Raw genomic sequence first — 11703 nt, forward strand, 5'->3', positions numbered from 1 at the left:
GAACCGATCGCATTGGGTCATGTCGCGGCGCATTGGGACGAACTGCTGCGGTTCGCCACGTCGATCCGCACCGGCACCGTCACTGCTTCGGCAATGCTGCGCCGCTTGTCCGCCTATCCGCGACAGAACGGACTGGCCCTCCCACTACGCGAGCTGGGCCGCCTCGAACGCTCCATTTTCATGCTCGACTGGCTGCGCGACATCGACCTGCGCCGGCGCACCCAGGCGGGCCTCAACAAAGGCGAAGGCCGGAACGCGCTCGCCCGCGCGCTCTTCTTCAACCAGCTCGGCCAACTGCGCGATCGTCGGTTCGAGAACCAGACCTATCGCCCCTCCGGCCTCAACCTCTCGTCGGCGCCATCATCTTGTGGAACACTCGCTATCTCGAAATGGCCCTGGCGGACATCGGCACAGCCGACGAAATCACACGCCACATCGCGCCATTCTCCTGGGAGCATATGTCGCTGACCGGTGAGTATACCTGGAAGGTTCAAAATCAACCCGATCCGGACGCCTTGCGACGGCTGCGCGCGGTCAACTCCCTACTTGCCGCGTGACGTTCGCTATCCGTTCGCCCTTTCCGTGCAGATACGTCACTTTCGTGTAGTCACCCCTACAGCATCATGAGTCGAGCGCGGTGTTGAAAGCAGATGTCTTATGACTATCCTGCCCCATGCCCGAAAAGGACTCGACGACAAGGAGCGCACGGTCGATGCGTCGCAAAAAGCTGCGTGAGGACGCAGCTGGCTATCGACGTTCAACATACGCCCTCTCCCCTACATCCATCGACATCGTGGAGAAGATCCGGCAGCGCCTCACACTGCCGTCCCGCGAGGCAACGATCAACGCCATACTCGAACGGATCGATAGCGACATTCTCTTGCGCTACGAATTCCTTGGCCCGCGAACGCCAGATCGCGCCAACAAAGAGCCATGAATCCTACTGCCGGCAATCGGCTCAAACCGGCCGTCAGTTTAAGTCTCACTCCACCATTGCGTGCTTCTGCGCAACACGTCGGCCAAGACTGGCGCGGATGCCGTTATCTAACTGGGAAATGCCTGTAGAACGTGGAAATCGACACACCAATTGCAGAGGCAATCTCGGTGGCCGACATCTCGGTTTTCAAAAGTTTTTCGGCAGCGGCCCTACGCTGTTCAGTCATTACAGATCTTCGCCCCCCAAATCTCCCTTTACGACGAGCAACGTCGAGTGCCGCATTCGTTCGCTCCCGAACCAGTTCGCGCTCCATCTGGGCCATCGCGGCAAGAATGTTGAACACGAGACGTCCAGCTGTTCCCGATGTATCGATGCCGTCGGTGATCGAGCGGAGACCGATCTGTTTGCCTTCGAGCTCAGCGGCAAGGTCGACCAATCCCTTCATCGTGCGACCCAAGCGATCCAGCTTCCAGACCACGATAACATCGCCAGGGCGCGCATAATCGATCGCCTCTGCAAGGCCAGGACGGTTCACCCTCGCCCCGCTGGCCTTGTCAGAAAACTGACGCTCGCAGCCGGCGCGTTGCAGGGCTTCGATCTGCGGCGTCAAATCCTGGTCGGCCGTCGACACTCTCGCGTATCCAATCAACATGCGGTTTTCTCAAAACTCATCGACAAGACCCTGCAAAGCTGGTTACTAACGAACATGGGTTTTGAACAGTCTGCATTTTGGAGGCGATCCTTGGAAACGAGACGTTTAGAACTGCGGGCAGGAGATTTCCCATGACCGCGTTCCAAAACCGATCGTTTGCGAGAACACCCCTGCCTACCTGGCTTCATCCGCGAAAGCACGAAGATGGTACCCATCCGTCATGCCGTACAAGGCCGAAGCAGGGGCCGGGCCGACGAACTTACCGCTCTCATCGTGCTATCGCGGATGAAGCGGCTTCGCTTCGTGCTTTCGCGGATGAAAGGCCCTCTTCGTGCTTTTGCGGATGAAACGACCTCTCTTCGTGCTTTCGCGGATGGTGGTCCCAGACCGCACCAACCGCTAGGATGAACCTTATGGCACCGAAGCAACGCGACCTCTTTATAATGGACAGCCCGCTCCTCGCTGACGTGCGGGGCGATCGGTCGTTGATGGCGTTCCCATTCTTCGCACTAAGCAAAGGTAAGTGGACAAAACCACTCGCCTACGACAACGGAACCGTGTCGATCGAGATTGTCCCGACCGCAAAGGGAGCCGCGACGATCTACGACAAGGAAATCGTCCTCTACATCGCCAGCTTAATGATCGCCCGTCTTGAGGCTGGAGAGGAGGTGGCCCAGGAGTTCCACTTCACAGCCCACGACCTTTTCTGCGTCACCGGAAACAATCCATCCGCGCGGTCCTACAGTCGTCTCTCGCAGGCATTGGAGCGGTTACAGGGCACGCAGATCAAGACTAACATCGAGGCGGGCGGCGAAGGTGAGGAAGGCTATTTTTCGTGGCTGTCCGAGGCGAAGCTTTACTACACTCGGAATAAGGATGCCCAGAGCGATGTCCGACGACTAAAAGCTATCCGCGTCCGGCTTTGCGACTGGCTTTACCGAGCAATCCTCCATGACCGGCAAATACTCAATTACGCCAACGGGTATTTCCAACTCGGTCCAGTGGAGCGCCGATTATACGAAATAGCGCGGTCCACTTGCGCCACGGGACCGCATGAAATGGACCTGGACGAACTGCGCCGTCAGCTCGGATACCAAAACTCCCTGCCGCACTTCCGGCACGCCTTGAAAGCGATCGCGGAGGCCGACGCCATCCCCGACTACCGCCTTGTTCTGATCGGAGCAAAGGCCGCATCGCCCAAGAGTCGCCCGCCGAGTTATAGCCGCGTGCGTATCGAACCACGGAACACACTAATCGCAGCCTGAAGTTGCCAACTTGGTATTGCGATTCGCGTTCATCCGCGAAAGCACGAAGAGGGCCTTTCATCCGGGAAAGCACGAATAGCCGGACCGCTTTCATCCGCGAAAGCACGAAGAGAAGCCGTTTCATCCGCGAAAGCACGAACGATTCCCCTTCCCCATCCGCGAAAGCACGAACGGTTCTTCTTTCATCAGCAAAGCTAATTTTGCAAAATCGGGGCCGCAGATAATCGCGAGCGATGATCGAAGATATGGAGCGACCGTGACCACATAAACGAATGCCCGGCACGAAGGCCGGGCACCCTGGAACGTGATGAGCGATGCTTGCAGGCATCGATCGGGCCACAGACAGTCCCTTCTCATACCCGTTCCCGAGCTTTTGTTCAAGGGAGCGCCCTTCGCGCCACGCTATAGTTTTGCCTGGTCCCGGTCCCAACAAGGGGACGGAAGATGGGAGCTATTACCCTCGCGAAAGCCAGCTTCATGGCGCTCGACCAAATCGAGCGTACGCGGCCGAAATCACGATCGGGGGCGGCAAACCCGACGCGCGCGCATGTTCACCCAAACAGCCGCAAGGCCGGCACGTTCGAGGACGACTTCTTCTACCGCTACGCCAAGGGCGAGCCGGATCGGCTCTACAAGAACGCCACGGAACTGCTGAAGCGCAAGAACGCGGTCCGCCGGCTTGCCCGCGCCGAGGGGCGACCACTCACCGAAGATGAACAGCTCCTCACGCTGATAACGCCCGCAGCGGTACGCGTGTTCAAGGAGCTTACCGATCTTGCCCGCAACTGCGCTGGCAAGGTGTTCCCAACCTGGGAATGGATCGAGACGCACACCGGACTCTCTCGCGCGAGCGTTGGACGCGGGCTATCGATCCTCTCCAAAATGGGATTGCTCGACAAACAGCGCCGGTGCGTACCGATCGATCCTCCCGCCGATCGTCCAAAGGCCCGCAACGCACAAACGTCCAACGTCTATCGGATGAGCTTTCCCAACAGGCTCGCGCGATTCCTTCCGCGTTTTCTACGGCCCATTCCTCTCCCCGATGACGTGGTGCAGCGTGAGGTCGACCGGATCGAAGAGATCGAGGCGATGAGGCTATGGCGCTCGCCCCGACAGGTTGTTGCCGAGGAGATTGTGGATGTGGACCTGCGGCGCATATTGGACAGCCTCGCCATGGCCATCGAGAACCAAGAGTCTCAAAAAAATGGTCAACCGCTCCTAGATTCATATTATATAAGCTGTGAGAAGAGTTGGCCTGGTCGGCCAACGCCCTAACGCCTGACGGCGAGACAGCCCTAGAACCACCAACCCCGACTAGCCACAGCCGCCAACGCCAGATTGAGCCGTGGAACGCGGCGCTGTGCGCCGCGGTGCTCCCGAAAGGAGCAAGCGTTTACCGTGGCGCTCAAAAGGCCGCCTTCATGCTTGGTTCAGCTGATTTTCGTTGATGAACGGGACCATAGCGCCAGTCTGCGCTGTCAAACGGCGTTCAAAAGGGATCCCCGATCGGCGTCGAAGAGGGACCCCTTTTCGGATATGATGTTGGTTTGTTGAAGATGGCCTTGCGCTGCGTGCGGCGGAGGGCGGGCGTAGCCCGACCGGAGGCGCGCGCAGCGCAAGATAGATTTTTGAAGGCGCCGAAGGTGGCTGTCAGCTGCGGTTTTTGAAGCGCCAGCTGTCGTTGCCCGTCTCGACGATATCGCAGTGGTGGGTGACGCGGTCGAGCAGCGCCGTGGTCATCTTGGGATCGCCGAACACGGTCGGCCATTCACCGAAGGCGAGGTTCGTGGTGATGATGACGCTGGTGCGCTCATAAAGCTTGCTGATGAGGTGGAACAGCAACTGCCCTCCCGAGCGGGCGAACGGCAGATAACCGAGCTCGTCAAGCACGATCAGGTCGAGCCGCGACAGCTGCGCCGCCAGGGTCCCGCCTTTGCCGATCCGGGTCTCCTCTTCGAGGCGTGTCACCACTCTACGGCTTTCGCAAGCGTGACAGGCAATGAGCCCGCATAAACGTCTCATCTGGCCAAGCGGTGTGGCCAGCGCGATCGCGGCCCCCTCGCCTCACATCTTCGATCGCGGAAAAATCAGCGCGTCCATGGACAGGGCGCCGCCGCCATGCGCGATCAGAGGCAGCAGGATCGCGGCCCAGCTCAGATGCGTCGGCCAAGCGTCAGGATACACGAATGTCTGGATCACCAGGGTCATGCCGAGCAGAGCGCCCGCCGACAACCGCGTGAACAGGCCCAGCACCAGCAATATCGGAAAAAGGTGCTCGGACCAGGTCGCCATCGTCGCCGCAATCCCGGGCGGGACGAGCGGGAGGGCATATTCGGTGCGAAACAGCTCATATGTGCTGTCGGTGATGGTGATGACGCCTTCCACCTTCGTCCGGCCCGACTGGAAGAATATGGCCGCGACGCCCAGGCGGGCGACCAGCAGCAGCAGCGCGTCCGGTAACAGCGCCTCTATCCGCCGGACAACGGCGTCACGCAAAGGCAAGAACTGGGTCATCGTTGGTCTCCAGGAAGGTCGGCCGGGGCGAGATGAGGCCCCGGCCGCGATGTTCATGCCTTGGGCGAAAGCGAGCCGTTGCCCTTGGGGGTCTTGATCGAGGTGCAGGTTCCGGCCTTCACCAGCTTCCAGGCGTTGCCCTGATAGTCGACCTTCGACGTGCCCGCGCAGCTGGTGCCGGCGCCCGCCGCGCAGTCGTTCTTGCCGGCCAGCGAGACGCCGTAGCATTTCTCCATCTTCGGCTTCGTTTCGGCATGGGCGGACGCCGCGAGAGCGCTGGCGGAAGCGATGGCGATGCTGGCGGCGATCGCCGCATGAGTGGTGCGCATGATGATGTCCTCTTCGATCCGTCGCCTCTTCGCGCGGCCCGGACAGGAGCCGGACCGCGCGGTGACCGGGGAGGAGGCGGGGAAGCCCGTGTCACATCGACCAGTTCGGGAAACGACAGGGTGCGGTTACAATGCGCTCGCGCAAAAAATTATCGGTCGCTGTCGTAACCGACGACCGGGCTCGTGCGAACAAGCGGGCGAGGAGACTGAATGCAGACGACAGAGGGGCATCTGCGCGCGTTGATGATCGATGGGCTTGGCGGAGACGCCGCCGCCCATGCGGCGTTGCTGCGCCTGCTTGTCCCGCTGCTGCGGGGTTTCTATCGACGCCGGGTTCGCGGCGCCGACGACGATATCGAGGATATGGTGCAGGACACCCTTATTGCCGTTCACACACGCCGTGCGACCTATGATCCCGAGCGCGCCTTCACAGCGTGGCTCTACGCCGTTGCGCGGTACAAGATGATCGACCATTTTCGCCGCGTCGGCCGGCTGAGGCCGATCGACGATCTGGCGGATTCCCTGGTCGCGGACGAATTCGAGGCCAGCAGCATCGCCAGGCTCGATATAAATGATCTGCTGGAGCAGCTTCCGCCCAAGCAGGCGCGGATGATCCGCGCGATCCGGCTTGAGGGACTGAGCGTCGCCGAAGCCGCGAGCGCGGAGGGAATCGGCGAATCCGACGTCAAGGTATCGGTGCATCGCGGGCTGAAAGCGCTGATGGCGCGGGTGCACGGGGCCGTGCGATGAATACGGACGATCTGATCCAGACCCTTGCCGGCGACACCCGCCCGGTGGCCCGAAACAGCATCGCGCGGCGGTTGGTCGTCGGTGTGTTCGCCGGCGGCGTCGCATCCGCGCTGATGATCATGGCGTCGATCGGCGTTCGCCCGGATCTGGGAGCGGCCATGCAGGGCGCGTCCTTCTGGTTGAAGTGGGGATATACCTTGTCCCTGTCGATCGCCGCGCTGATGACGACCGCCCAGCTGGCGCGCCCCGACAGCGGGCGATTGCGCGGCTTGTGGGCGCTTGCAACACCCGTCATGCTTCTTGGCGTGGTCGGCCTTGTCGAACTGGCGCAAACGCCGCACTCGCAATGGATGGCGATGTGGCTCGGTCATAGCTGGAAGAGTTGCCCCTGGCTGGTCCTTTCGCTGTCCGTCCCGATCTTTGTAGGCCTGCTATGGTCCTTCCGCCGTCTAGCCCCCACCCGTCTGCGCGCCGCCGGGGCAGCCGCTGGACTGGCGGCGGGAGCCTTCGCTGCGACAGTCTACTGCATCCATTGTCCGGAGGTGTCGGCGATCTTCGTGCTGACATGGTATTCGCTGGGAATGCTGCTCGCGGCCTTTCTCGGCATGATTGTGGGGCCGCGGTTGCTCCGCTGGTGAAGCCGGATTCCAGCTCCGCCAGACCATGTCGCCGCCGGTCGCGGAAATTTCGGACTGCCCTGTAACCGCCGGCCGCGCCCGACCGAAAGACAGACGCCATCTTGGCTCAACATTCTTCCGGAGAGTTCCTCATGCACACCTACAACACCGGCATCGGCATCGCCGCTTCCGCAGCCGCCATCGCGATCGTGGCCGCCGCCGCCCCTGCCGTGGCGAAGGACGACGCGAACACGAAGGTCGTTCACTGCTACGGCGTCAACAGCTGCAAGGGCACGTCGGACTGCAAGACCGCCAGCAACGAATGCAAGGGCCAGAATGGCTGCAAGGGCCAGGGCTTCAAGGCCATGACCGTCAAGGCGTGCAAGGCGGCCGGAGGCAGCCTGACCGAACCGAAATGACGTTCCCATGTCCGGCGCGCACAGGTGCGCCGGACAGTCCTTGCCAACAGGAAGCGTGCCCATGATCCCGTCATTTCCAGGTTTCGGACTTGGCCTGCGCAAACAGCATTATGCCGACGTTCTGGACGACCGTATCGACGTCGATTTTCTCGAGGTGATCTCGGAGAATTTCATGATCGACGGCGGCCGACCGCGACGGATCCTGCGCGATATTCGCGCGCGCTACCCCGTCGCCCTCCATGGCGTGTCCATGTCCATAGGCTCCGCCGATGGCCTCGACGGCACCTATCTCGCCCGGCTTCGCGCGCTGGTGGACGACATCGAGCCTCTGTTCGTGTCCGATCATCTCAGCTGGTCGCGGATCGAGGGGTTCAGTTCACACGATCTGCTGCCCCTGCCCTACACGCAGGAAGCATTGGATATCGTCAGCGCCAATATCGACCGCGCGCAGAATGCGCTGGGACGCGCGATGCTGATCGAAAACCCGTCGACCTATATCGACTTCGCTCCGGCGGACATGACCGAATGGCAGTTCCTGGACGCCCTGTGCGCGCGAACGGGCTGCGGGCTTCTGCTGGACGTCAACAATGTGTTCGTCAGCGCCAGCAACCATGGCTTCGACCCGATCGCCTATCTCGACGCCGTGCCGCATGACCGCGTGCGCCAGATTCACCTCGCCGGGCACAGCCAGGGCGAACGCCTGCTGATCGATACGCATGACCAGCCGGTGCCCTTGTCCGTCTGGCATCTCTACGCGCATGTCCTCCCGAAGCTCGGGCCGGTCGCGACCATGATCGAGCGCGATGACGCCATTCCGCCCTTGGCGGACCTGATGGCCGAACTCGCCATTGCCCGCGGAATCGCCGCCGGCGGTATGGAGAAGGCGGCATGAGCCTGCTGGCGCTTCAACGCGACATGCGGGACTGGCTGACGCAGGAAGACATGGCCGCAGCCGCACGCATCGGCGTGACTGCGGAGCCCGGTCTGGCCGTCTATCAGAACAATTACCGCACCCAACTGGTCGCCTGCCTCGAAAGCAGCTTTCAGCGGACCCGCGACTGGATCGGCGAGGACATGTTTCTTCATGCCGCGGTGAATCATATCGACAGCGTGCCGCCGAGCAGCTGGACGCTCGACGCCTACGGGCGGGACTTTCCGGCCACGCTGGCGCGGCTTCATCCCGCAGATCTTGAGATCGCGGAGATTGCCGCCATCGAGCTCGCGCTGGAAGACCTGTTCGTCGCAGCTGACTGCGTCGCCGTAGGAGTGGAAGATTTGGCCGACGTTGATTGGGATCGCGCGATAGTGACCTTCGCGCCGTCGATCGACCTCCTGCATCTTGAAACCAACGGGTTTGCGATATGGCAGGCCCTGGTCGACCAGAAGGAGCCCCCCGAGCCCCGATATCTGGACAAGCCCGAGGTCGCCCTCCTGTGGCGCGAGGGCGAACAATGCCGCATCAGGATCGTGGGCGACGCCGAGTTGAAGGCGTTGCTCAACCTACGGCGAGGCATGACGTTCGGCGAGCTGTGCGGCGACAGCGCGCTGTCGCTTGGCGACCAGGCTGGCGCGGCGGTGGTCGGACAATGGCTGGGCGCGTGGCTATCCGACCAGATGATCGCCGCCATCAACTAGGCCTCGCGCACCGGGCCGCGAGGCGCACAACCAGCCGTGAAGATCGCGCCATCTCCGGTATCCTTGCCCCTGAGAACTGGGGATTGGGATCACACCTCAAACCATGGTAGGACGTCCGCCGCCGAACGGGCATAGGCATCTGCAGGCGGCGGAGGATTTGCCATTCCGATGAAGACGATAGGTTTGGTGGAACTCGCAAGGATCGCCGGCGTCCACGTCTCCACGGTGTCGCGCGCGCTGGATGACAATCCCCGGGTTTCGGCCAAGACGAAGACGCGCATCCGGGCGCTGGCGGAAGAACATGGCTTTCGCCTCAATCAGACGGCGAGCTTCTTCCGCAAGCGCAGGACCGGCGCTGTGGGCGTGGTTTTTCCGCTGGGGCACGAGGTGCAGCAAAGCCTGTCCGATCCCTTCTTCATGGGTTTGCTCGGCCCCCTCGCCGACGCGCTGGCGGAGCAGGGTTACGACCTGCTGCTGTCCCGCGTCGTGCCGGGCGACGAAAGCTGGCTGGAGAATATGGTTCTGTCCGGCCGGGTCGATGGCATCATCCTGATCGGTCAATCGGACCAGACCGATGTCATAGAAGGCGTGGCGAAACAGTTCGCGCCGCTGGTCGTCTGGGGCGCGCATCGCCCGGATCTGGCGCAGATCACCGTCGGCACCGACAATCTGTCGGGCGGAGAGATGGCGGCGCGACATCTTATCACCATCGGGCGGCGCAGGCTGGCGTTTCTCGGCGATCCGACCGTCCCCGAATTCGCCGACCGCTATGCGGGCTTCCACCGCGCCATCGGTCGGGCCGCGGAGGTCGAGGAAATCCTGCTTCCCCTGCACCTGACCGATCAGGACGCCTATCAGGACATGGCGCGTTATCTGGAAGGACACGCTTCGCCGGACGGCATCTTCGCCGCCTCGGACGTGATCGCGATGAGCGCGATGCGGGCTGTGGCGGACCAAGGGCTGCGCGTGCCGCAGGACGTGTCGATCGTCGGCTATGACGACATCAGCATTTCCGCGCATACGGTTCCGCCACTCACCACCGTCCGCCAGGATATGCGCAGCGGCGCGCGGCTGCTCGTCGATCTCCTCATGCGCCGCATGGGCGGTGAGACGGTGTCGTCCGTCGCGATGAAACCAGAACTGATCCTGCGCGGGTCGGCCTAGATCAGGCCGCCACGCCACGCTCCTCCGTCATGCGCAACGTCGCCGCCGCCGCGACCAGCATCATGGCGCCCGACAGGAGGAGCACGTTGCGGGGATCGCCCCCCAGCAACGGTCGGTAGATGAGCGGCATCACGAGCGTTTCGATCATCATCGGAATGACGATAAACATGTTGAAGATGCCCATGTAGACTCCGGTTCTGGCAGGCGGGATGGCGCGCGCCAGCATGACATAGGGGTTGCCCATCAGGCTGGCCCAGCCGACGCCGACGCCGATCATTGCGGGAACGAGGCCGATCCTGCTCGTCACCAGGCTGAGCCACAGCATGGCGGCGCCGACCAGCAGCATCGCGCCCGCATGCACCGGCCTCGCGCCGACCCGCCGGACGATCGGCATCATCGCGAACGCCGCGATGAAGGCGACGAAATTGTAGAGCGCGCCCGCCTGCCCCGTCACAAGGACGGCTTGGCGGAACGCAGCGCTGCTCGCGTCCGCCGTGCCGAACAGCGACCGGCCAAGGGCAAAAGCGATATATTGCCAGTAGGCGAACATCGCGAACCACTGGAACAGCATGGCGACGGCCAACTGCCGCATGGGTCGAGGCATATCGCGCAGCGCCGCCATAAAGTCGCGCGCCGCCGCCTTCGCCGTCAAAGCCTCGCCATCGATGCGCGCGCGATCCTGCGGGTCGAGCGGCAGTTCGGGGACGCGCATGACCGAGTAGAGGATCGTCTGCGCAGCTTAAGAGCGCTAATCCAACGATGCCACCCTTCCCTTCGCGCGCTCAACGCGACTGCATCCCTTAGCGCAAACTGATCCAGCCTCCGGTAACTTCGGCACGATCAGAGAGTTAAGGAAGCGACAGGATCTTACTGTTAGGTAGCGAACATGCCCCAAGCGACAGTTCAGGCCTGGCTCTCCCTCTATGCCGCCGTCGGCGTCATGGCATTAATGTGCGCTACCTTCGCAATTGCCAAAACAGCTTACGACTATCGACAGGGGGGAATCGGTCTTCCCACAACATCGACGCTGGATAAGATGCTCGTGCTCCCCAGGGTCTGGGTACGTTGGCAGATCAACTATCTCCAAGGTGCGCCGGCAGTTTTATGTATTGCGATCTATTTTGCACACTATCTGGGGTTTGAAACACTCGTTGATGTGTAGGCAAACAATTCGACCCCCCTGCCCTGCGCTATCCTAGGAAGACTGGGGTGGGAAGCCGTCTGGATCGACGCCATTCTTGACACGCCGTTGCTCCAACCCTTGGTGATTGCGGCAACATGAGGGCATAGCGTGGAAAGTACGCTAAACGATGGAGTGGATGGCTCCCGCTCACCGGCTGAGGCAGACTGCCTCGGCTGAAGAGCGAGGAGACGGACGATGAGTGAGATTGTCACGATTGGGCTGGATATCGCGAAGTCGG

General features: G+C 61.9%; 14 protein-coding genes and 2 pseudogenes. 11 read left to right on the forward strand and 5 right to left on the reverse strand.

Annotation, left to right across the window (positions count from 1 at the left end):
- Both AC13EK_RS02660 and AC13EK_RS02665 read left to right on the forward strand, forming a co-directional pair.
- Window positions 1–557: pseudogene (locus AC13EK_RS02660) on the forward strand (Tn3 family transposase); the annotation flags it as partial.
- A gap of 155 nt (window positions 558–712) precedes the next feature.
- Window positions 713–937, forward strand: a complete 225-nt coding sequence (locus AC13EK_RS02665; protein WP_081260906.1) for a hypothetical protein — start codon at window positions 713–715, stop codon at window positions 935–937.
- A gap of 103 nt (window positions 938–1040) precedes the next feature.
- Here the strand turns inward: AC13EK_RS02665 and AC13EK_RS02670 are convergent, their stop codons facing one another.
- Window positions 1041–1589, reverse strand: coding sequence for a recombinase family protein (locus AC13EK_RS02670; RefSeq protein ID WP_063975880.1), 549 nt, complete (start codon window positions 1587–1589; stop codon window positions 1041–1043).
- Window positions 1590–2002: 413 nt separating this feature from the next.
- Between AC13EK_RS02670 and AC13EK_RS02675 the strand changes: the two genes are divergently transcribed.
- Together AC13EK_RS02675 and AC13EK_RS02680 are read left to right on the forward strand one after the other, a co-directional pair.
- A complete protein-coding gene (locus tag AC13EK_RS02675; RefSeq protein WP_155738014.1) occupies window positions 2003–2854 on the forward strand; it encodes a replication initiator protein A in 852 nt (283 codons plus the stop codon).
- A 444-nt stretch (window positions 2855–3298) separates the two neighbouring features.
- Complete coding sequence (locus tag AC13EK_RS02680) at window positions 3299–4129, forward strand: helix-turn-helix domain-containing protein (protein ID WP_277788625.1); 831 nt, start codon at window positions 3299–3301, stop codon at window positions 4127–4129.
- 375 nt (window positions 4130–4504) lie between these two features.
- On the opposite strand, the pseudogene AC13EK_RS02685 reads toward AC13EK_RS02680, so the two are convergent.
- The 3 genes and pseudogenes from AC13EK_RS02685 to AC13EK_RS02695 form a co-directional block, all read right to left on the reverse strand.
- Window positions 4505–4825: pseudogene (locus tag AC13EK_RS02685) on the reverse strand (ATP-binding protein); the annotation flags it as partial.
- Between the two features lie 93 nt (window positions 4826–4918).
- Complete coding sequence (locus AC13EK_RS02690; protein WP_063976414.1) at window positions 4919–5368, reverse strand: DoxX family protein; 450 nt, start codon at window positions 5366–5368, stop codon at window positions 4919–4921.
- Between the two features lie 53 nt (window positions 5369–5421).
- Window positions 5422–5697 carry a BufA1 family periplasmic bufferin-type metallophore gene (locus tag AC13EK_RS02695; protein ID WP_063976415.1) on the reverse strand — a complete coding sequence of 92 codons (276 nt, stop codon included), beginning with the start codon at window positions 5695–5697 and terminating at the stop codon, window positions 5422–5424.
- Between the two features lie 210 nt (window positions 5698–5907).
- Here AC13EK_RS02695 and AC13EK_RS02700 point away from each other — a divergent pair, with 210 nt between their 5' ends.
- From AC13EK_RS02700 to AC13EK_RS02725, 6 genes are all read left to right on the forward strand, one after another.
- Window positions 5908–6447, forward strand: coding sequence for a sigma-70 family RNA polymerase sigma factor (locus AC13EK_RS02700; RefSeq protein WP_063976416.1), 540 nt, complete (start codon window positions 5908–5910; stop codon window positions 6445–6447).
- On the forward strand, window positions 6444–7085 hold the full coding sequence (locus tag AC13EK_RS02705) for a DUF1109 domain-containing protein (protein ID WP_063976417.1): 642 nt from the start codon (window positions 6444–6446) through the stop codon (window positions 7083–7085). Before AC13EK_RS02700 ends, AC13EK_RS02705 begins: the two co-directional genes overlap by 4 nt.
- Window positions 7086–7216: 131 nt before the next feature.
- Window positions 7217–7483, forward strand: a complete 267-nt coding sequence (gene bufA2 / locus AC13EK_RS02710; RefSeq protein ID WP_063976418.1) for a BufA2 family periplasmic bufferin-type metallophore — start codon at window positions 7217–7219, stop codon at window positions 7481–7483.
- Window positions 7484–7544: 61 nt separating this feature from the next.
- The gene (bufB, locus tag AC13EK_RS02715) at window positions 7545–8375 is read left to right on the forward strand and encodes an MNIO family bufferin maturase (RefSeq protein ID WP_483022010.1); all 831 of its coding nucleotides are present in this window, start codon (window positions 7545–7547) and stop codon (window positions 8373–8375) included.
- Window positions 8372–9118, forward strand: coding sequence for an HvfC/BufC N-terminal domain-containing protein (locus AC13EK_RS02720; protein ID WP_063976420.1), 747 nt, complete (start codon window positions 8372–8374; stop codon window positions 9116–9118). Before bufB ends, AC13EK_RS02720 begins: the two co-directional genes overlap by 4 nt.
- 168 nt (window positions 9119–9286) lie before the next feature.
- Window positions 9287–10282 (forward strand): LacI family DNA-binding transcriptional regulator, encoded by a 996-nt coding sequence (locus AC13EK_RS02725; protein ID WP_063976421.1) that lies wholly within the window; start codon window positions 9287–9289, stop codon window positions 10280–10282.
- A 1-nt stretch (window position 10283) separates the two neighbouring features.
- On the opposite strand, the gene AC13EK_RS02730 is transcribed toward AC13EK_RS02725, so the two are convergent.
- On the reverse strand, window positions 10284–10994 hold the full coding sequence (locus AC13EK_RS02730) for an MFS transporter (RefSeq protein WP_483022009.1): 711 nt from the start codon (window positions 10992–10994) through the stop codon (window positions 10284–10286).
- A gap of 174 nt (window positions 10995–11168) precedes the next feature.
- Here AC13EK_RS02730 and AC13EK_RS02735 point away from each other — a divergent pair, with 174 nt between their 5' ends.
- Complete coding sequence (locus tag AC13EK_RS02735) at window positions 11169–11444, forward strand: hypothetical protein (RefSeq protein ID WP_063977162.1); 276 nt, start codon at window positions 11169–11171, stop codon at window positions 11442–11444.
- Window positions 11445–11703 lie beyond the last annotated feature (259 nt).

Source organism: Sphingobium sp. L-44, assembly GCF_056859495.1.